The organism is Dyadobacter bucti (assembly GCF_005869225.1).
In the GTDB taxonomy this organism is placed as follows: domain Bacteria; phylum Bacteroidota; class Bacteroidia; order Cytophagales; family Spirosomataceae; genus Dyadobacter; species Dyadobacter bucti.
Genome location: NZ_SWFP01000013.1, coordinates 106,337 through 127,590, shown reverse-complemented (window position 1 = coordinate 127,590; position 21,254 = coordinate 106,337). Strand labels below are relative to the sequence as shown.

Genomic DNA, 21,254 nt, shown 5'->3' with positions numbered 1-21,254 from the left:
CGTATCTAAACAATTCCTCCCGGACCTGGTATGATCAGAAACTATTTTAAAATCGCTTTCAGAGGTTTTCAGAAAAATAAGGGTTACTCGCTGATCAACGTATCCGGGCTGGCCCTGGGAATGGCGATGGCAATGCTGATCTTTATGTGGGTCTCGGACGAATGGAACTACAATAAAAGCAGCGAAAATTACCAGCATGTGGGACGTGTTATGTCCCATACCGTTCAAAATGGAAATACAGTAACTTCTCCGAATATGCCTTTCCCTTTGGCCGCTGAGCTGCGGGAAAACTTCCCGGCCGATTTTGAGAATGTAGCGATATCCTGGGATACAGAGGATTACAACCTGGTTTCAGGAGAAAACAAATTCAGGAAAAAGGGCCGCTTCATGGAACCCGACGGCGCCAAAATCCTGGCACTTCAGATGGTCAGCGGGAGCATCACCGCATTAACAGACCCATCACACATACTCTTATCCGAATCTGCTGCGGTCTCTATTTTTGGCAATAACAAACCGATTGGACGTATTCTGAAGATCGATAATGAACTGGATGGACTCGTGGCCGGCGTGTACAGGGATTTCCCGGGAAACTCTGACTATCATGATCTTTCGTTTGTAGCACCCTGGAAACTTTTTACCTCTGCTAAAAGAAGACAGTGGGTCAATGAAATGAGAGACAACTGGAATGTAACGACCTTTGAAATACTTGTCCAAACCAGGAAAAACAGGTCTGTTGAAGCGGCTTCGCGAAAAATAAAGGATGTTTTGAGCAAGCATTTGAAAGCTGGCAGCAAGCCCGCAGGTCTATCACCGGTAATTTATCTGCATCCTATGAGCAAGTGGCATTTGTATGCATCCTGGGAAAACGGGATTAATACGGGAGGGCAAATTTACTATCTGAAATTATTCACAGCGATCGCAATCTTCATTCTGATGCTGGCCTGCATCAATTTCGTAAATCTGACCACAGCCCGCTCCGGGCAGCGTGCGCGGGAGGTTGGCGTTCGAAAGGCGGTCGGATCGATGCGTGCCCAGCTTGTATTTCAATTCATTTCCGAATCCTTTCTTGTTGTAGCATTTTCATTTTTGGCCGCATTGTTGCTTGTTGACCTCGCATTGCCTCTGTTCAACGCCATCACTGAGAAGAAAATTGAGCTCTTCCTTATGAATGGTTTTGCATCCAATCCTTATTTTATACCGGTTGGGATCTTATTCTGTGTACTGGTCAGCATCATCGCAGGCGGCTATCCCGCATTATATTTATCCTCTTTTAAGCCGGTCCATATTTTAAAATCAGGGTCCGGGCATGCCGGCAGGCTTTCATCCGCTCCCCGAAAAACACTGGTCGTTTTACAATTCGCGATCTCAGTTTCTCTCATCATTGGCACTGTGGGCGTATTCCGGCAAATTCAGTTTGGGAAAAACAGAAACGCCGGCTACAATAAGACCGACCTGCTGAATGTAAAAATCCCGCCGGGGAGTAAAGGTCTGGACGCTTTGAAGAATGAATTGCTTCAGTCCGGCGTAGTGACATCCGTTGCGCAGTCCTCCGGTCCAGTAACCGACCTGCTCTCCAATGCTAGGGGTTTCGACTGGGAAGGTAAATCTGCGGACGATCAGGACGAGTTTGCCGTGATTGCTGCATCACACAGCTATGGAAAAACCATTGGCTGGAAGATCACCCAGGGAAGGGATTTTTCAGAAGAATCCATTGCTGATTCTTCCGCGATCATCATCAACCAATCAGCTGCAAAGTATATGGGCCTTGTTAATCCGGTCGGTAAAAAAGTCAGGTGGAAGGACGGCACTTTTAATGACTCGGAATACCACATCGTAGGCGTAGTACAGGATATGATCATGCAGTCGCCTTACGAACCGGTGAAACAGAGCATTTATTTTATGACCTATGCTCCTAATTATCTGTATATCAAGCTAGATAAAAATGCTAAGATGCGTGATGCACTGACAACGGTTAGTACCTTGTTTGACAAACATTTACCGGGGACTTTGTTTGATTTTATATTTGCCGAAGAACAGTATGGAGCAAAATTTAACACTGAAAACAGAATCGGCAGCCTGACCTTTCTTTTCGCCGCAGTCGCTATATTTATATCATGCCTCGGACTATTCGGCCTTGCCGCTTTTACTGCCGAACAAAGACGGGGTGAAATTGGTATACGCAAAGTATTAGGTGCCTCCATAGCGAGCGTCTGGCAACTCATCGCAAAGGAGTTTGTATACCTGACATTGCTCGCTATTTTCATTGCAATCCCGGTAAGCTACTATTTTCTAAGTCAAATGCTCGCCAAATATCCATATCATACCACAATCCCCTGGTGGATATTCGGCGCATCAGGATTGGCAGCCCTCACGCTCACTTTTCTGACTGTAAGCTACCAGGCGGTGAAAGCCGCCCTGGCAAATCCTGTGAAGGCACTTCGTTCGGAATAATGACCCATTTTTAATCAAAAAACCTTTTTACCGGCTTTCAGGTCCGAGGTCAGAGATTCAAATCCGGTTTTCCGCTGAGGATCGTTGCTCTGGTTCCTGCCTTCCTCCGCCGCTTTTACAGCCTCATCTTGTTATGAAAAAATAGTAGCGCATGCAACGAGCTTATTCGAAAGGGCTTGTTTTCAAGGAGTTGCATAAAGAACATTAAACCTCCTGCTAATCATTTGATAACTCCTCTTCATCATCCAGTTGAAATAAAACCTCGACTGTTGTATTGAAAACTTTCGCCATCCGTAAAGCAAGTAATGTGGATGGGATAAATTTCCCCGTTTCAATAGAATTTAACCCCTGTCTTGATATCCCAATGTTTTTTGCAAGGTCTGCCTGCGTCCAGTTTTTTTTTGCGCGTTCAACCTTTATAGTGTTTTTCATGCCCCATATTTTTTTCTCGAAACAAACCAACCAATAAAATAAAAGAGCCAGCAATACCCTACCAGATGCGCATAGCCAAACCAGGCAGGGTTCGATATATTACACAGGCTCAGCAAAAACAAAAACATGATCAACATCGCTGTCAATGAAAAGCCGATCACAACGGCTTCCAGTTGCACCCGTTGCTGCACTTCGTCCATCACCGAAAAGGCTTTGATTAATTTAAAAATGAAGATGGCGAAGGTAATAATCGGTACCATGGCGATTATTACAGAAACAGGCAGGCTGAATGTGCGATGTTTCAACAACAATGTCGCAGGCAGATAGGTAGCTCCGTAGATCAGAGCAAAGACAACAGATTGCAGGTTCGCGGTTTTTTTAGATTGTTCCATATCTCTCATTGTTTTATCAATACAAAGATATGTAAACATTTCTTTTTGTCAAGTATTGTAGACAAAAAGTCTATAATGCTGGCACAACGCCTGATTAAAGCAGTAACATATTCAGTTGGCTTTCAGATTATACTGTAAAACGTTTGCCAGAAACCACTTCCAGGGAAGTTTTAAAGCAGCAGTGAGCCTACGACAAAGAAAATAATCACTGCCAGAATGCTGATACTGACGATTATTATTTTTCTCCACCCGTCTTCTGATTTCAGATGAAAATAGGTGCCGTCAAGGCCTTTCTGTTTGAGCATCGAACTCCGGTAAATTTCCAGGAGAGCCAGCGCAGACTCCATATTCCCTGAATTGTAAGCCTTATAAAACTCAGACTTCCATTTGTGGCTGCTTGTGCTCAAAGTGTTAGCCTTAGCCCTGCCCCTTTCCTCTTCCAGAACGATCGGATTCCATTTGTGGCCACAATTCAGGCAATATACATCAATATCCCTTGTACCATAAAATAGCGGCGGCAGACCAATTTCATCCTTAACAATGGCCCCCTCGGCTGCCTTGCCAGGGTTAAATCCCCTCCCTCTTGCCTCAATTTCAACTGATCTGCATTTCGGACATTGTACTCTTGTCGCCATAAGATATTGAATAAAAGTTAACCGCTATGATATGAGAACCGCTATGTAATTCTATCGCTTCGATCAAGAAAACAATAACAATATCATGCCATAATGCTATTTTTTAACAATATCGTCAAATTATAATCCTCAGAATTTCATTGCTCGTTTTTTTATTTTCCTCAGGATTTTTTTATCCGCACCGATCAGCACATACTGCGGATGCACGCTAATTGAGGCGCGTGTATCAGGAGCGCATCACAAACTCATTCCCCCGTCAATGTTGATATTCTGTCCGGTGATGAACCGCCCTGCGTCTGAGCAGAGGAGCACGGCCATGGCGGCGCAGTCGTCGGGAGATCCGATATTGCCGGAGGGTGTTTCCAGCCGTTTTGTAATGCGTTCATCCGATTCCGGCAAATCCTGCTCAATACGTGCCGTTCCGATCACGCCCGGGGCGATATTATTAACAGTAATCCCTTTGTCTGCGAGCTGCATCGCTACATTACGGACCATGTTCAGCACAGCCGATTTCGTGGCGGCATAAATGATCATGGCAGGATGCGGTTTGGTTTGCTGCACGCTGCCTATCGTAATGATCCTCCCCCACCCGCCGGCGATCATGTCAGGAGCAAAAACCTGCATCAGCTGCAACGTGGATCTGAAATTGGTATTCACCTGAATATCAAAGTCCTGGCTGGTAACTTCTCTCCATAATCTCGGAATCTGCACGGATGCATTGATCACCAGTATGTCCAGCCGCTTTCCTTTTTCATGGACTTGTCGGTAGATCCCGGCGGCGGAATCCACTGAAGACAAGTCCGATTCGATGACAAAAGAATCCACACCGAGACTTCGTATTTCTTCTGCCACCTGCTCGGCCTCGTCGCTGTTTTTCCGGCAGTGCAGGATCACATCGGCGCCGCTGGCTGCAAGCGCCAATGCGATCCCTTTTCCGATTCCCTGGCTTGAACCGGTTACCAGAGCGGTTTTACCCGATAATTTGAATTTTTCAGTAAGCATTTTCCAAGTTTTTTTACCTGACAACCCATCAATTCCGTGCCAGTAAAGCCCGGAAACCGAAAATGCATCACGGCAGCTGCCGGTCAGCTGAGATGTATTGCCTTGCCATTCTTCTTTCTGCTCCGGTCGGCAGCATCCATGAACCTGAATATTTCCAGCGTTTCGTCTGCGGTTACAGGAGGCTTTCCGCTTTCAAAAAAGGAAACGATCTGTTCAACCAGCGGCTCATACGTCTCAAACGGCCCAAGCTGGGCAATACCCCTGGTGCCAAATGCAGTACCTGCGATACCGGCGGTCCCCTTTCTGATCGCCCTCACCGTGCCGATAGAACCATTTTCCCAAACCCCTGTGACCAGGTCCGTGCCATCGCAGTGCACTCTCGAAACCGATTTACATCCCGGCCCCATCACAGTGAAAAGCATTTCAACCCCATGTATCGCATACCAGGCCAGGTCCAGATGGTGCGGTTCAATTTCCGCAGGAGCATACACATCTGCGCCGGTTACCTCCCCTATTGCTCCCTGAACAACCCGCTGAACGTTTTTTTCAAACCGCAGGGCCGATGACGAGAATACAGGAGTATTGAACTCCGCAGCCATTTTAAAAATTTCCCGGGCCTCTCCCAGATTTGCTGCCAGCGGTTTATCTATAAAAATCCTCTTCCCGGCTTTGAGCACCGGAACGGCCTGTTCCAGGTGAATCCGCCCGTCGTTGCTTTCCAGCAGCACTACGTCAACCTTCTGCAGTAATTCGGTTATGGATCCGACGATCTCCACGTCCATTTCTTTTACAGCTTTGATGATGCCGGGCTTCATTTCCAGAGCGGAAGGAATATCCCTGCTGCCTTCTGTATAAGCAGCCACCACTTTGAAACCCTTGCTGGCGGCACGGTTTCCATTGATCAGCCGCGTGAAAACTTCACTGTGACTGGTATCCAAACCGATAATACCTACCCGCTTTCCTTCTTCCGCCTGATGATCTCTTGCCACCGCCCAGCCCGAGGCCAACATACCCGTAGCGATCAACGCCGATGTTTTTACAAAATCCCTTCTTTCCATGTTTTCTATCAATATGCGTTTTGTTTTATACCATGTTCTACTGCGGCTTCACGCCATATTCCAGACTTTCCGTTACCACTATTTCATAGTCAGGATGCGGATCAATCACCCTTACTTCCACCTTATGTCGGCCTTTTGTGAGGTTATACCTCCAGAATAATTCTGTACGCCGCTGCGTGGCGAGTGTGGGGAAATTTGCTTCTTCCACCTTCACATCGTCCACATAGAGTGCTGCACGTATCACGGTATCAGGTATACGCGGCCCCTTTCTCCTGACGTGCCCGCGGATTACGAACCCGATCCCGTCGACATGCAGCACAATTTTCTCCCCGCTGACCTGATTGACAGGCACTTTCGATTTGGGATAATGCCCGGCAAAGCTTTCTTCAAAACGAACAGCCTGCACTGCCTGCTTCGGAATGCTTACCTGCTCGCCGTCCACCAGGCCGCCGTTGGCCTTTATATTCTGCAAAGCATGCTTAAAGCTCAGTTCATATACCTTGTTCAGTGAAAGATCCGTGAAGCTGAAATGATTATTTTCCGCCTTTTTGATCGGATTAAGCCAGTAGTCAGGAATTTTGCTGTAACCGATCATGGTGCCAAGTACCCCGCCGGCGGTAGAAGGGTTGCAATCCGAATCCTGCCCGGCCCGGGTGCTGAGCTCCATTGTTTTGGTAAAATCGCCATTGCCGTACAACAGCCCGAGCACTACATACGCCGCATTCAATTTGGCATCAATGTCCAGCGGATGAAATACCCCGTCGGGACAGCCCACTTCTTCTGCCCATTTTACCTGGATTTCAAACCAGGTCTTTTTCCAGTCGTCCGGGTACTTCCGATGCCATTTTACGACATCAGCAATACACTGGTAAAATTTGCTCTGAGGCGGGATTGCCTTCAATGCTTCCGTTACCACCACTTTCACATCATCGTTTTTAAAGGCCTGCGCATACATATTGGCCACAAAAACACCTCCGTACCAGCCATCGCCATAATTCATAATATGCCCGATGCGGTCGCAAATGTCAGACGCTGCATTCGGCATGGCCGGGCTCATTAACCCTGCAAAATCGGCCTCGATCTGAAAATCGATATCATCTGCATGCGGATTATTGAGCCAGTGCCCCGACTCCGGCGCACGCATGCCCTGAAGTACGTTATAGCGACCAGCCTGATTGGCATGCCATAATTCGTACCCCCGATGCGCATAATCATTGGCAAAGGAATCCGCTGGGGCATTCAGCCCGAGACGTTCGAAGGTATTGACAAAGGTAAGGTCCATGTAAATATCATCGAACAGGCCGGGAAAAACCCGCATGGCCTCGCTGACATAGTCGTCATGCCATTTGATCTTCTGGTAATCCTGGATAAAAGTACCCATATACACAAATTCCGTCGGCCAGCCGAATGTAACCCCTATGGTCTGCCCTGCCCATCCGCCTTTGATTTTGTCTAACAGTGCTTGTTTTGAAATACTGAGCCCCCGCTCGTTTTCGGAAAGTTTTTCGCTTTTCTGCGCCAGGGATTTGTTGGGGAAAAGATTGCTTACAGTAAGCATCAGGATCATTGCCGGTACGTACAAGTAGCGTCGGCTTCCGGGAAGAACGGTCATTTGAAATACAAAAAGGTTTAGAAATTGAAATATTGAACTCACACCAAAATAGAGGGCTGGTCTGCATCCGCACACCGTACCCTACCTTTACAAGTGCAGAAAAGAATGAGCTGGTAGTAGGTGAAAATGGAAAAAGATTAACAATACGTTAATCTTCTTATTGAAAATTTTTGCAATAACTTGCAGGGCAATCGTTTATTCTGTTTTTTGGGAGACGGATAAAGTCTGCGTGAACCGCTCCACTATTTGTTTTGTCGTGATAAATTCCCTGAATAACAAAAAGCAGCTTACTGGCACCCCTGATTCCCTCCTGCTCAGCATGATCAATGAAGGAAACGAGCTGGCCCTGACGGAGCTGTACGACAGATATTGGGAATCACTCTTTTTATATGTAGTAAAAGTATTAAAAGATCAGGACGAGGCGAGCGACGTTGTACAGGAAACATTCATCGCTTTATGGCAAAAACGGGGAGAATTGTTGAACATTCAGTCATTGAAGGCTTACATCTTTTCCATAGCCCGCTATAAATCCCTCCGGTGCATCAGCCTCAGTATGTCGCTGGAAAGACATAAAAGCTCCTTTCTCGAATTCTTCCGGGATTATGATCAATCCCCGGAAGTGGATCTGATCGCTTCCGAAATGGAGGCATTCCTCGAAGCCCACATCCAGCGCCTGCCCGAACGCATGCGCGAGGTATTTCTCCTGAGCCGCAAGGAACACCTTTCCTACGCCGAAATTGCAGCAAGACTGAATATCTCCGACAAAACGGTCAAAAAACAAATTCATAACTCCCTGAAATTCCTGCGATCAAAACTTGACGAGCAGCACATGTGGGCTACTATCCTGCTTTTTACGGTTTCCAAAATGTAATTCTCAGAAAAAACTGAATTTTTTTTCAGGTGGGATACTACCTGCCCATTGTTTTTGACTCTTACCTCAAAGAGACATCAAACACGCGTCCCGGAAAGCGGAAAAAGTGAAAAAACAAATGGATGAAGCAGCATTAAAAGACCTTTTGAAGCGCTACCGTGAAGGTAACTGTACCGAAGAGGAGAAAGAATCGGTTGAACTATGGTTTGATATCACCTCCGCCGGCACGGATTGGAATTGGGAAAGCGGCGCACAGAAGGAAAATCTCCGGGCCAATATGCTGCAAAACATACACGCCGGAATGAGGACCCCGGAACACCGGCCTGTCCGGTTATGGCCTTATATCGGTGTGGCAGCTTCGGTCATGATCATGCTGTTTGCAGGCTGGTACTTCTATTTTTCAGATAAAAATCAACATACACCCAAAGAATATCAGCAGGTTGCGGTCGCACCGGGAAGCAATCAGGCGATGCTTACGCTCAGCGACGGCTCGGAAGTACTTGTCGACGGTGCCACCGACGGACTGCTGGCCAGCGACGGTCCGGTACGTGTTGTGAAAAGGCAGGATGGAGCTCTTCAGTATGAAAATACTGGTAAAACAGACGACATAACTGGAAATCCTGCTGCAAGAAACACACTTTCCGTACCCCGCGGGGGCACTTTCCAGGTCACACTGCCCGATGGTACCAGAGCCTGGCTGAACTCCGCTACGACCATGACCTACCCTGCCGGAAATTCCGGTGCAGAAAGACTCATCGAGCTAAGCGGCGAGGCTTATTTCGAGGTAAGTCCCGACAAGCAAAGACCTTTCAAAGTGCGCTCGAACGGAACAGAAGTAAAAGTTACCGGGACGCATTTCAACGTGACGGCATACAGCGACGACCGTCAGGTGACCACCACCCTGGCCGAGGGATCGGTGATCGTGTCGCGCAATGATCAATCGAAAACCCTGAAACCCGGTCAGCAGGCTGTCAGCGGCGCGGCGGAAACAATCGACGTATATGCAGTGGACGTTGAGAGTGCTCTGGCGTGGAAAGACGGTTATTTTGTGTTTGAGGACCAGGATCTCCAGTCGGTTATGAAAATGGTGGCGCGCTGGTACGATGTGGAAGTGGAATATCAGGGAACAATGCCTCAACAGCGGTTTGGAGGCACATTTTCCAAGTCCAAGGGACTGGATGGATTACTGAGCTATTTGGAACAGTTAAGTAATATTCACTTTAAACAACAAGGCAAAAAAATAACCATCATGAAATAACGCTCCCTCCCACAGGGCCGAAAAAAAACCGAAAGTGCTAGGAACACTTCCGGTGAGACAGCTTGGGAAAGCTGTGCTAGGCCACCATTCGAAAATGCAGTGAACAATTTCAAGTCAAGGATAACCTATTGTAACAAATGTACAAAGAAAGGCTATTACCCGGACGCCGAAAAACGCTTTCGGCCTGGGTGAAATTAATTTTCATTATGAAACTATGCGTCGTCATGATCCTTTGCGGGGTCCTGGAAGTGACAGCGGCAGCGGTCTACGGACAAAATGCCAGCATTAAGGTCAAAAATGCTTCGGTTAAAGAGGTATTCAGGCTCCTGAAAAAGCAGGTAGGTGTGGATATCCTTTATGTCTCCGATGATCTTAAGAATGCAAAAAATGTGACGATCAACGCAGTGAACGCACCTTTGACCAGCATACTGGATGCGTGCCTGGAAGGTCAGCCGCTTTATTATACCGTGGATAAATCGACCATCCTGATCCGCAAAAAACCGGAGGTAAAGCCTGCGCTGAAACCGGAAGCCAATGCTGCAAGCATGGTATTGCCGATTTCGGGCAAAATTTCAGACGCGGAAGGCAACCCGCTGGTCGGCGCGTCCATATTGATCAAAAACAGCCAGGGCCTCGGTACCACGAGCGATGCAAAAGGTAGCTTTTCCCTGCAGGCTGACGAAGGAAATGTACTGGTGATATCCTACATCGGGTACATCACCCAGGAAGTGACCGTCAGGAAAAGCAACCAGATCAACATAATACTCCAGCTGGAAAACAAGTCCCTGAGTGATGTGATCGTGCTCGGGTACGGGGCTACAACGAAGCAAACCCTTGTTTCGTCCGTTGTACAGGTTAGCGCCGCAGAGCTGAAAACCGCGCCGACGGCCAATTTATCTTCGATGCTGCAAGGGCGGTTACCGGGATTAATTACCAGGCAGTCGAGCGGACAACCCGGCTCTGACGGTGCATCGCTGCTTGTCCGGGGGATGAATACCCTCAGCGGAACTGCCCCTCTCATCATCGTGGACGGGATAGAACGCGGTTTTCCTTCTATCAATCCCGATGAAATTGAATCCATCACAGTGTTAAAAGACGCTGCGTCTGCGGCGGTATATGGTGCACGGGCTTCCAACGGGGTTATTTTGGTAACCACCAAACGCGGTACCGTTCAGAAACCGACCATTACCTTCAACTCCTCGCTTGCATTGAGCTCAAACACCCGTTTTCCTGAATTTCTGGACGGCCCGGGTTACGCAAAATGGTATAATAAAGCGCAGGAAATGGATGGTATTGCCGAAGCTGCAAGACGTTTTACCCCCGAAGAAATGAACCGCATCACCAACGGCGACCCGGAAGGTGTTTTCAGCAATACCGACTGGTTCGATATGCTTTTCAAGAGTTCTGCGCCGGTTTATACCAATAACCTTTCCCTGAACGGAGGCTCCGATAAATTCAAATATTTTGTGTCGCTGGGATCGTATAATCAGCAAGGTATCATTGCCCGGACGAGCAACAACCGGTATAATTTCCGAACCAATATAGACGCGCAGGTTTCCGACCGTTTCAAGGCTTCTTTTGGCATAGCCGTTCGCGATGAGACCACCAATCAGCCGGGGCTTGGGGCCGGGCTCGGCAATTCGTATGCGTCCATTTTCAGCCAGGCCATGATGTCCTATCCGTTTCTGCCCGCTACAAACGCAGCCGGCATGCCGATAGGGAGCTTCAATGCCAGCAACGGAAACCAGAACCCGCTGGCAGCAAGGGACCTGTCAGGAAAGCAGGATACCAAGGCCACCAGCCTCCAGGGAAATGCATCGCTGAGCTACGACGTGCCTGGCGTGGAGGGCCTGTTCCTGAAAGTGAACGGAGCCATGGACAAAGGTTACAGCATGCGGAAATCCGGCCTTTTGCCTTACATGCTATCCGTTTACAATAACGCCACTCGCAACTTTACCGAAACATACGCAAGACATGCGCTGACCGGCAATGCAACCATTAACCAGTGGTTTGCAGATTCCTGGCAGACGACCATTCAGCCGTCAATTAACTACAGCCGCACATTTGGTCCGCATAAGGTAGGCGGCATGTTCCTCTATGAGTACATCCGCAACACGGGCAGCTCCCTTTCCGGCGGCCGCCGCGGTTTCCCGATCACCGATATCATGGACCTGAATTATGGAGAAGAAGTAATCAACGATCTCGTGAAAGGCGGACATTCCATGTTTCACCGCGCGGGTTACGTTTCCAGGCTGACGTATGATTACAAAGGAAAATACCTGATGGAATTTACGGGAAGATACGACGGATCTACCCGCCTGCCCTCCAAAAACAGATGGGGGCTTTTCCCTGCGGTAGCACTGGGCTGGCGGATTTCGGATGAAGACTTCTTCAAGCAAAACGTAAACTTCGTCAATGACCTTAAAATCCGCGCTTCGTCGGGGCGCCTCGGTAATGATGCCGTGGGTGACTACGCCTATTTACGGACGATGGAAATGGGCGCCAATCCCGTGGCGATGATCGGTGACAAACTGGTACGTTCACTGAATGTGAAAGGCGTTCCCAACGCAAATATCAAATGGGAAACGACCACTACCTACAATGTCGGTTTTGAAAGTACGCTCTGGAACGGGCTGCTCGGACTGGAAGCAGATGCTTTTTACAATGTTACCAAAGATATCCTGCAAGACCAGGGTGGCCTGATGCCTCCTTCAATGGGCGGATATTTTCCGGCAAAAGTTAACTCCGGAATTGTCGATAACCGCGGTTTTGAATTGATCCTTACCCACCGCAAGAGCCTCGGCGATTTTTATTACAATGTCCGCGGAAATGTTTCCTGGGCGCGTAACCGGGTGATCGAAACCACCGAAAACGCCAATGTTCCTGACTACCTCAGACGTACGGGCCGTCAGATCGGCATGAAATACGGATTTGTGGCAGACGGGCTTTTCCAGAGCGAAGAAGAAATCGCGAACAGTGCCCTTTTCGGCCCTTCACGCGTAGGAGAAGTAAAGCTGAAAGACCTCAACGGAGACGGGAAAATAACCTGGGACCAGGACTGGACAGTGATCGGACGCAGCAGCACGCCAGAAATGATGTTCGGTCTGAATGTCGGCGGCGGCTACAAGGCGCTTGACTTCAACCTGTTCTTCCAGGGCGCTGCAATGGCCGATGTGGCACTTTCAGGGCTGTACTCATCGAGTGGCGTATATGACAATACATTTTACACCATGGCATTTTATCAGGACGGAAATGCTCCTAAATATCTGGCAGAGGGTGCCTGGACGCCCGAAAATACCAATGCAAAATATCCCCGCCTGAGCACCATCTCAGCCCAGAGCGGCGGCAAATTCTCGTCCTGGTGGATCCGTGACGCATCCTATGTACGTCTGAAAAGCGCGCAGATCGGCTACACGCTGCCTGCCAGCATCACCCGCAAGCTCAAAATTGAAAACCTTCGTGTGCATGTCTCCGGCAGTAACCTGTTCACACTGAGCGGACTGGATTACCTGGATCCCGAAATGCCTGACGTTAACCAGGGTTACTATCCCCAGCAAAAGCTGCTGGAAGCAGGTCTGAGTTTGTCATTCTAAGCATTACAACTTTTCAAAATCATGAAACTGATTAATAAATTTAACATACTGATAGCCTGCTGCATCGCAGTGCTGTCGGGTTGCAGCATTGACCCCGAGCTGACCGATGTTTATGGTGAAGAAGTAGCATGGTCCAGCGAAGCCAACCTGGAACTTTCGCTGAACAAATTCTACCCGCTGATCGGCCAGACTTATTATACTTCCCATATCAATCAGGACGCATTCGCTGATATTCTGAAGAAAAATACGCCTTCCGAGAGTTCCAACCTGTTTACCCTCGGCTCGTCTTTCATCACCCCCGGAGAAAATCCGCTAGGCAACTGGGACTGGGGCTATACCTGGATCCGTAACTGCAATGAGTTTCTGGACGGTATGCAAACCAATGGCGGAAAATTGTCCGAAGAGGTCAAATTACAGGCAGAAGCAGAAGTTCGGTTTTTCAGGGCTTATGTCAATTTGGAATTGGCAAAAAGGTATGGAGCAAGCATTATCATTTTCGACAGGCTGCCCGACGGCTCCCAGCGTACCCGCAACGAACCCGAAGAAGTATGGAATTTCATTGCAGCCGATCTTGATTTCGCTGCGGCCAACTTACCGGTAACTGTACCTTCCACCAAAACGGGAAAGCTCACCAAAGGAGCTGCGCTTGGCTTTAAGGCGAGAACAATGCTTTATGCAAAACGCTGGTCAGCGGCTACCGATGCCATCACTGAACTGGAAGGTCTCGGCATTTACGATCTTTATCCGGACTATGAAAAACTGTTTCAGATGAAACGTGCACAACATCTTGAAAACAAGGAAAGCATCCTGGAATTCGGCTATTCGTCCCCCAATTTCGGTTACTCTTTCGATTATTTCTTTTGCCCTCCCGGCGACAAAGGTTACGCACAGGTAAGCCCCACCGAAAACTTGGTATCAGCCTATCAGATGGCCGACGGCACCAATTTCAGCTGGTCGGACACCGCCAAAGCTGCGAGACCGTATGAAGGCCGTGAAAAGAGGTTCTATGCCTCCATATTGTATCATGGCGCTTCCTGGAAAGGCCGTACCATCGCTACCAACGAAGGCGCGGTAGACGGTTATGCCATTGGAGGCGGCACCACGAGCACAGGCTATTATCTGCGCAAATTTTTCGATGGTTCCGTAAAAACGCAGGACGAAGGTTTTCAGCCGGGTGAATTCACATTTTACTTTATGCGCTATGCCGAAGTTCTTCTGATCAAAGCGGAAGCAATGGCCGAACAGGGTAATTTGGCGGGGGCACTGGAAGCATTGAACAAAGTGCGTAAAAGAGCAGGTTTTGCAGAAAATGTACTGGCCGGAAGCAAGGAGGATTTTATGAAACTCCTGCGCCACGAACGTATGATAGAGCTGGCTTTTGAGGGTCACCGCTACTGGGACCTGCGAAGATGGGACCTTGCCAGAACCGTCCTGAACGGCACAAACCTGACCGGCCGCGTACCGGTTCCTGGCACCGGAGGCACTTTCACTTACCGTGAGGTAGATGCGGACAATGGTAAAAAACGGGTTTATCTGCCCAAATACAATCGTTTTCCGATCCCTTCCACCGAATTGCAGCGAAATGCGCTTATCGAACAATTCGACGAGTGGAAATAACACAGGCACCGCATTATTTTTTATCCCAAAAGAAAAATAAATGAAACGATCATACATATATCAGGCGGGCTGCTGGATGCTCAGCCTCCTCTGCCTCCTCTCCTGCGAGCAGGTGGACCTCAACAAAGGAGTAACCGCCAGAAAAGGGCTTCTGAACTTCTCCATAGCCATTCCAAACCAGGCTACCGAGTATCCCGCCACGGTCGCAGGGCCTTATGCCGACGGCGATACAATTTATATCAATGTACCGTCAACGGAAGAGAGCCCGCTGGACCTGAAAAGCCTGAAGCCTTACGCCAGCCTGGATCACAACAGCACTATTCAGCCTGCATTGGGCGGAACGATGGATTTTTCCTCCCCGCTCACCATCCGGGTTACCGATGGGGCCGGGGCGGTTGCCAGGTATGTGGTAAAGGTTGTCCCCAGCCTGCCCAAAACCGTTTTTTCCAAACTGTGGTTTAAAACATCCGATGTGCTGGGTATCAAACGTACCAACATTTCAGGGCTGGCAGTTGCCGGGGACTATTTGCTTGTGGCCGATTTTAACGGTGGAAATACCACTGTGGATGATGGTATCCGTGTTTTGAATAAAAACACAGGCGAGCTCGTCAAATCCATTGCCCCGCCCACCACATTTTGTATGCAGGTCAATTCGGATGATGCCGGACACTTCATCGTCAACCGGTACAATGTGTACTCGGCCGGGTTCGTGGTTTATTACTACGATGACATCGACAGCGTACCGAAACAAATCCTGAATTACACTGCGGCGGCGGGATGCCCTGTGAACCTGGGACGAAAAGTGAGCGTGATCGGTAATCTCAAAAGCGGCAAAGCTTTCATCTATGCCACTACCAACGGAAACAACAGCATTCATTACTGGGAGTTTGAAGACGGCGTTGCTTTAAAAAATGAGCCTACCATAATCCGGTACGCAGGAGCTGAGGCCTGGACATTTGCCGCCGTTCAGCGCAAGTCACTGGATCCATTGTCGGATCATTATTTCACTTACTGCAATTATAACACCTCCGATCCGAACCTCACCCAGGGAAGCCGGTTTGTATCGTTCACCCCGGATATGGAAGTAACGGCCATGGCTACAAGAAACCATTATTACAAAATTCTGGGCTTCAACACTTTCAAGGTGCAGGGAGAGGAATTTACCGCCATGCTAACCCAGGGATATTATGCCTGGGACGCCACACATCTGAAAGTTTTTGAAACAAACGATCCTTCCAGATTCAATCTCGTGCCCGGCGGTGCAGGCTATTCGGATTTTATGCTCTTTGAATCCGAGGCTTACGGCGGTACCAACTACAACCGCTCCGGCGACATTGTTGCTGATGTAAGGGGTAACGAGGTATATTTCTACGCAACCATGGCCACCAACGCAGCCTCGACTTCAGGGGTAATGGTTTATAAAATGAAATACAATAAGTAGGCTGTCGGCCAGCAGCGGTCGGCCGTCAGCAGTCTGCTTCGACTGCCGATAGCCGACCGCCAAAAGCCGACCGATAATAGCCTAAGTCATTCATAATGATTACTTTACATTCCAAGCCCCGATATCGTTCCGGCATCTGGTGGACGCTTATTTTTACCTTTTTTGCGCTTACAGCCACGGCGCAACAATATGTTGCGCCGGCATTGAGCGACAAAAATTCCTGGTCGGTCATCATTGTGCCCGATCCGCAGGGCTACACCAAGTTTAAACGAAACCAGCCACTGCTGGACCTGATGGTCACCTGGATCGATGATAACCTGCAGAAACTGAACATAGGTATGGTACTGTGTACAGGTGATCTGGTGGAGCAAAATTATATCACTGAGCTGCCCAAAGAAAACGGAGACCAGCTCAGTACTTCTCAATGGCAATGTGTGGCCAATGCTTTCGGGAAACTCGATGGCAAGGTGCCCTATATTCTTTGTACCGGAAACCACGACTATGGCACCAGTGCTACCGAAAACCGATATTCTCAGTTTAACAGCTATTTTCCACCCGGGAAAAACCCGTTGAACAAGAATATACTGGTTGAAATGGCCCCGAATGGAGAGGGCGTAAAAACGCTGGAAAATGCTTGTTATGAGTTGAAACCGCCGTTTGGTCAGCCGATGCTGGTGTTTTCACTGGAATTTGCGCCGCGTAAAAATACCCTAGCGTGGGCCAAAGAAGTGGCAGCACGACCGGAATACAAAAACCATACAGGCATGGTGCTCACGCACAGCTACATGCGATCTACGGTGCGGCATAACGAACACATTGTGAAAGAGGATTATCCGCCCGGGTTCACAGATGCCACGCTAGGGAGAGAGATTTTCGAACAACTGGTTCAGCCTGCTTCCAATATCAAAATGGTGGTTTGCGGCCATGTGATCGATCAGCCTAGTCATGCTGGCCATGTCGGTTTTCGTACCGACAAAAATGCTGGCGGGAAAACTGTCAATCAAATGCTATTCAATGCGCAGAACGAGGGCGGCAACTGGAAAGGCAACGGAGGCGACGGCTGGATCAGGATACTTGAATTTTTACCGGATCAAAAAACTGTGAAGGTCAGGACATTCTCCCCATTGTTTGCCATTTCACCTGCTACCAGGCACCTGGCCTGGCGTACCGAGTCTTTTGACCAATACGAATTCCATCTGGACTGAAACCGACTATTCCTGAACCCATTAAAAATCGACACCGAGCGACCGGTGACAGCCTCGAAGCCGCTTGGCCTGACATCCAAAACAACATTAACAATACATCATGACCTTTTCAAAAAGTGCCCTTTTCCTGATCCTGACCCTTCTTTTGCACTCTTTTTTATCCAAAGCAATAAACCCGGCAAACAGCAGCAGGGAAAATGACACCGGTAAAAAAACGCTCAAAATCATGTCCTATAACATCAGGATCGCCAGCCCGCCGTCCAAAGGATGGGGATTTACGGATCTGGCGGCAACTGCGGAAGTAATCCGTAAACAAGCACCCGACCTGGTGGCTTTGCAGGAAGTAGACGCCTTCACCGACCGGTCGGGAAAGGGCTCGCACCAGGCGAAAAAGCTGGCCGAGCTTACGGGAATGTATTATCATTTTGCCAAAGCAGTCGACCGGAGCAATGGTGAATATGGGGTTGCGATCCTTTCAAGATTTCCGATTAAAAAAACCGAAAGTTATCGTCTGACGGTGGTTTCGGATCATCCCGACAGCGAAATACGGGCGGTAGCGCTGGTGACTGTAAAGACTGAAATCGGAAAACTAGTGTTTTTATCTGCCCATCTGGACCATCTCAGTAACAAAGACCGCGCGCATCAGATCTTGCAGCTGAACAAGATCATCGGGAAACATAGCGGGTTGCCCGTTATCCTCGGCGCCGATCTGAACACCACACCGGACAATCCGACGATCCAAAACCTGGCCGAACACCTGCAAATCCCCTGCACCGATTGCCAACATACTTTTCCGGCTGATGCACCGGTGAAAACCCTCGACTATCTCATGCTGAACCGCAAAGCCGTAAAAAAGTACAGGCGGATTTCGTATGAAACTGTGAACGAGACCTATGCCTCCGACCACCTGCCGCTGGTTATGGTGATCGGCCCAAAATAATCACAAGTCCATTCGTCAATTTAAATACAAAAAACCTTGACAACACGTCAATTTTGTACAGCAACCTGGCTCGTACTCGCTTCTGTTTTTTGTCAGAAAGCCCACAGCCAGTCAGCTCCCGACTCCACCCGCTTTACTTACAGTACACTCGCCTCCGGTTTTGATGAACCCATGCAGATGGCTATTCTGCCCGATCAAAGCATATTGGTGGCGGAAAGAAAAGGCGCTTTGCGATTATATGACGCCAAAGCGAAAAAACTGGGCACAGTTGCCCATCTGAACGTATTCAGCGGGATTGAAGATGGGCTGCTGGGTGTAGCCATTGATCCCGGTTATGAGAAAAACAACTGGATCTACCTCTATTACGGTCTCGGTGGCGAACGGCACATCAGCGAACTGGCGAGGTTTGAGTATAAAAACGGAACATTGGATATGTCATCCAAAAAAGTACTGCTCGAAGTTCCGACCCAGCGAACATATTGCTGCCATTCAGCCGGTTACCTTACTTTTGATTCCAAAGGGCTGCTATACCTCTCCATCGGCGACAATACCAATGCCGAAGAAATTGAAGGCCACAATCCTACCGACGAGCGTCCGGGAAGGCAGCTTTCCGACGGACAGGGCACCTCGGCCAACACCAACGACCTGCGCGGGAAAATCCTGCGTATCAAGCCCGAAGCAAACGGAACCTACGCTATTCCGGATGGTAACCTTTTCCCGAAAAACGGTGAGGAGGGCCGTCCGGAAATATATGTAATGGGGTGCCGAAACCCTTTCCGTATGTCGGTAGATGCCAAAAACGGTTTTGTATACTGGGGAGACGTCGGCCCCGACACGGAGGTACCCGCGGAGGAAGGCCGGCTGAGCTATGATGAGATCAACCAGGCGCGTAAGCCGGGCTTTTTTGGGTATCCTTACTTTTTGGGTGCCAATGAAGTTTTTCCAAAATATGATTTTGAAACAAAAAAAGAAGGCCCCGGCCAGGACCCGGCGCATCCTGTAAACAATTCGCCCAATAACACAGGTATCAAAAACCTGCCACCCGCCCAGCCGGCCTGGATATGGTATGGAAAAGGCCCGTCCAAACGCTGGCCGCTGGTCGGCAAAGGCGGAGCGAGCGCGATGGCCGGCCCGGTTTATTACAGTGATCTTTACCAGGATGCACCTTACAAATTGCCGGAGTACTACAACGGAAAGCTGCTTATCTATGATTGGATCCGAAAATGGATGATGGCTGTGACGTTGGATGAACAAGGGAATTATGTTAGTATGGAGCCTTTTCTGCCACAGCTCAAAGTGGTGGCGCCGATGGATATGCAGATCGCAAAGGACGGGGCCGTTTACATACTTGCCTACGGGACAAACTGGTTTGCAAAAAACACCGATTCAGGCATCATAAGAGTAGAATACAGCGAAGGAAACCGCCGTCCGATCGCAGTTGCGCATGTATCCGAAACGGTCGGTGCGGTACCTATGAAAATAACATTGTCGGCAAACGGTTCAAAGGATTTTGACCAGAACGACAAGCTGACTTACACCTGGACAATCGGCAAGACAAAATTGAAAGGTAAAGAATCCGCATATACTTTTACAAAACCCGGCACCTACGACATTTTGCTTACTGTAACTGATTCCCAGGGTGCTCAGGGCACCACCACCTCCCAGGTAAAAGTAGGAAATGCTCCTCCGAAAGTGGGACTAACAACTCTTTCCAACCAGAGCTTTTACTGGGATGATCAGGAATTCGACTACAAAGTATCCATCACGGACAAAGAAGATAAACCCATTGTAAAAGAAAGGGTTAAAGTTTCGTTTCACTACCTGCCTTTCGGGAAGGACCTGGCCAGCGTGCTGTCTTCCGGGGATGAAGACGCCCGGTTTGCCAATACCAAAAAATTCTATTCCACACTGGACTGCAAGGCCTGCCATACTATGGAGACCCGCTCTATCGGCCCGGCCCTGAATGAAATCGCGACACGTTACGCAGGACAAAAAGATGCCAAAACAAAGCTTGCCGAAAAGATCATAACCGGCGGCAGCGGCAGTTGGGGAAGCTATCCCATGCCCCCGCATCCCGACCTTTCGCCTGAAAAAGCTGAGGAAATCACAGATTATATATTGAGCCTGAACCAAAAACATAATTCTCTTCCTCTGCAGGGAAAACAATTGCTGGGCAGCCACAAAGGCAAGGGGACCGAAGGTGCGTATGTATTGCAGGCATCCTACACCGACGGCGGCACCAAAACCGCTTCCCCGATCCGGACCAGCAAACATGTGGTATTGCGAGATCCTCAGATCGAAATGGAAGACTATTCGGACGGGAACGTGGGTGTGGTGATCGCAACGCTGAACACCGGCTACGTTTCGTACATCTCCAATATCAGGAATGGAAAGTATGTGCGCTACGATGATATTGATCTAAACCAGATCAGGTCGATAAAACTGAGATTGCAGGAACACGGTGCTGGCGGAATTATTGAAGTGCGTACCGGTGGCAAAGATGGCCCCCTCATAGGATCTCTGAATGTTAACCCCGGTAAGCTTGACGACCTGAAAACTGGCTGGAAAGATGTAGCCATTTCACTGAAACCGACCAAAGGAAAACACGATCTGTATTTTGTTTTCAAGAACCCGGCATCGCCTTACCCTCTTTTTCATATTGACAAAATGCTGTTCGGCAAATAGCTATTAAACCACGCAATCAGCACGATTAGATCCTGGCCCCGCAGACCGGTCGTCGCATTTGA

At 48.8% G+C, this 21,254-nt stretch carries 15 protein-coding genes; 9 read left to right on the top strand and 6 right to left on the bottom strand.

Translation table 11 applies throughout. The features are described 5' to 3' along the window. Positions 1–30: 30 nt before the first annotated feature. On the top strand, positions 31–2,451 hold the full coding sequence (locus tag FBF61_RS30740; protein ID WP_138484801.1) for an ABC transporter permease: 2,421 nt from the start codon (positions 31–33) through the stop codon (positions 2,449–2,451). A gap of 216 nt (positions 2,452–2,667) precedes the next feature. Here FBF61_RS30740 and FBF61_RS30735 read toward each other — a convergent pair whose 3' ends face one another. The 6 genes from FBF61_RS30735 to FBF61_RS30710 all read right to left on the bottom strand — a co-directional run bounded on the left by FBF61_RS30735 (position 2,668) and on the right by FBF61_RS30710 (position 7,582). Then, positions 2,668–2,883 carry a helix-turn-helix transcriptional regulator gene (locus FBF61_RS30735; RefSeq protein WP_138484799.1) on the bottom strand — a complete coding sequence of 72 codons (216 nt, stop codon included), beginning with the start codon at positions 2,881–2,883 and terminating at the stop codon, positions 2,668–2,670. Then, positions 2,880–3,275: a hypothetical protein gene (locus FBF61_RS30730; protein ID WP_138484797.1), complete on the bottom strand. Its 396-nt coding sequence runs from the start codon at positions 3,273–3,275 to the stop codon at positions 2,880–2,882. The genes FBF61_RS30735 and FBF61_RS30730 overlap by 4 nt, the downstream gene beginning before the upstream one ends. Before the next feature lie 170 nt (positions 3,276–3,445). Then, complete coding sequence (locus FBF61_RS30725; protein WP_138484795.1) at positions 3,446–3,910, bottom strand: hypothetical protein; 465 nt, start codon at positions 3,908–3,910, stop codon at positions 3,446–3,448. A gap of 237 nt (positions 3,911–4,147) precedes the next feature. Further along, entirely contained in the window at positions 4,148–4,912 is a 765-nt protein-coding gene (locus tag FBF61_RS30720) for an SDR family NAD(P)-dependent oxidoreductase (protein WP_138484793.1), read from the bottom strand. Positions 4,913–4,995: 83 nt separating this feature from the next. Further along, on the bottom strand, positions 4,996–5,970 hold the full coding sequence (locus FBF61_RS30715; RefSeq protein WP_138484791.1) for a Gfo/Idh/MocA family protein: 975 nt from the start codon (positions 5,968–5,970) through the stop codon (positions 4,996–4,998). 37 nt (positions 5,971–6,007) lie between these two features. Continuing rightward, positions 6,008–7,582 carry an ADP-ribosylglycohydrolase family protein gene (locus FBF61_RS30710; protein ID WP_229215305.1) on the bottom strand — a complete coding sequence of 525 codons (1,575 nt, stop codon included), beginning with the start codon at positions 7,580–7,582 and terminating at the stop codon, positions 6,008–6,010. A gap of 256 nt (positions 7,583–7,838) precedes the next feature. On the opposite strand from FBF61_RS30710, the gene FBF61_RS30705 reads away from it, so the two are divergent. The 8 genes from FBF61_RS30705 (at position 7,839) to FBF61_RS30670 (ending at position 21,192) form a co-directional block, all read left to right on the top strand. After that, complete coding sequence (locus FBF61_RS30705; protein WP_138484788.1) at positions 7,839–8,453, top strand: RNA polymerase sigma factor; 615 nt, start codon at positions 7,839–7,841, stop codon at positions 8,451–8,453. A gap of 118 nt (positions 8,454–8,571) precedes the next feature. Further along, positions 8,572–9,711, top strand: a complete 1,140-nt coding sequence (locus FBF61_RS30700; protein ID WP_138484786.1) for a FecR family protein — start codon at positions 8,572–8,574, stop codon at positions 9,709–9,711. Positions 9,712–9,917: 206 nt separating this feature from the next. Continuing rightward, entirely contained in the window at positions 9,918–13,304 is a 3,387-nt protein-coding gene (locus FBF61_RS30695; protein ID WP_166444656.1) for a TonB-dependent receptor, read from the top strand. Between the two features lie 21 nt (positions 13,305–13,325). Continuing rightward, positions 13,326–14,921, top strand: coding sequence for a RagB/SusD family nutrient uptake outer membrane protein (locus tag FBF61_RS30690; RefSeq protein WP_138484780.1), 1,596 nt, complete (start codon positions 13,326–13,328; stop codon positions 14,919–14,921). A 40-nt stretch (positions 14,922–14,961) separates the two neighbouring features. Continuing rightward, on the top strand, positions 14,962–16,362 hold the full coding sequence (locus FBF61_RS30685; RefSeq protein ID WP_138484775.1) for a DUF5018 domain-containing protein: 1,401 nt from the start codon (positions 14,962–14,964) through the stop codon (positions 16,360–16,362). Between the two features lie 95 nt (positions 16,363–16,457). Beyond that, the gene (locus FBF61_RS30680; RefSeq protein WP_138484773.1) at positions 16,458–17,567 is read left to right on the top strand and encodes a metallophosphoesterase; all 1,110 of its coding nucleotides are present in this window, start codon (positions 16,458–16,460) and stop codon (positions 17,565–17,567) included. Between the two features lie 100 nt (positions 17,568–17,667). Continuing rightward, positions 17,668–18,507 (top strand): endonuclease/exonuclease/phosphatase family protein, encoded by an 840-nt coding sequence (locus FBF61_RS30675; protein ID WP_138484771.1) that lies wholly within the window; start codon positions 17,668–17,670, stop codon positions 18,505–18,507. A gap of 36 nt (positions 18,508–18,543) precedes the next feature. After that, complete coding sequence (locus FBF61_RS30670) at positions 18,544–21,192, top strand: PQQ-dependent sugar dehydrogenase (protein ID WP_229215304.1); 2,649 nt, start codon at positions 18,544–18,546, stop codon at positions 21,190–21,192. Positions 21,193–21,254 lie beyond the last annotated feature (62 nt).

What these genes read in the sequence shown, in the direction of transcription:
- FBF61_RS30740 (WP_138484801.1), top strand. Translation starts at nt 31, where the DNA reads ATGATCAGAAACTATTTTAAAATCGCTTTCAGAGGTTTTCAGAAAAAT.
- FBF61_RS30735 (WP_138484799.1), bottom strand. Translation starts at nt 2,883, where the DNA reads ATGAAAAACACTATAAAGGTTGAACGCGCAAAAAAAAACTGGACGCAG.
- FBF61_RS30730 (WP_138484797.1), bottom strand. Translation starts at nt 3,275, where the DNA reads ATGGAACAATCTAAAAAAACCGCGAACCTGCAATCTGTTGTCTTTGCT.
- FBF61_RS30725 (WP_138484795.1), bottom strand. Translation starts at nt 3,910, where the DNA reads ATGGCGACAAGAGTACAATGTCCGAAATGCAGATCAGTTGAAATTGAG.
- FBF61_RS30720 (WP_138484793.1), bottom strand. Translation starts at nt 4,912, where the DNA reads ATGCTTACTGAAAAATTCAAATTATCGGGTAAAACCGCTCTGGTAACC.
- FBF61_RS30715 (WP_138484791.1), bottom strand. Translation starts at nt 5,970, where the DNA reads ATGGAAAGAAGGGATTTTGTAAAAACATCGGCGTTGATCGCTACGGGT.
- FBF61_RS30710 (WP_229215305.1), bottom strand. Translation starts at nt 7,582, where the DNA reads ATGACCGTTCTTCCCGGAAGCCGACGCTACTTGTACGTACCGGCAATG.
- FBF61_RS30700 (WP_138484786.1), top strand. Translation starts at nt 8,572, where the DNA reads ATGGATGAAGCAGCATTAAAAGACCTTTTGAAGCGCTACCGTGAAGGT.
- FBF61_RS30695 (WP_166444656.1), top strand. Translation starts at nt 9,918, where the DNA reads ATGAAACTATGCGTCGTCATGATCCTTTGCGGGGTCCTGGAAGTGACA.
- FBF61_RS30690 (WP_138484780.1), top strand. Translation starts at nt 13,326, where the DNA reads ATGAAACTGATTAATAAATTTAACATACTGATAGCCTGCTGCATCGCA.
- FBF61_RS30685 (WP_138484775.1), top strand. Translation starts at nt 14,962, where the DNA reads ATGAAACGATCATACATATATCAGGCGGGCTGCTGGATGCTCAGCCTC.
- FBF61_RS30680 (WP_138484773.1), top strand. Translation starts at nt 16,458, where the DNA reads ATGATTACTTTACATTCCAAGCCCCGATATCGTTCCGGCATCTGGTGG.
- FBF61_RS30675 (WP_138484771.1), top strand. Translation starts at nt 17,668, where the DNA reads ATGACCTTTTCAAAAAGTGCCCTTTTCCTGATCCTGACCCTTCTTTTG.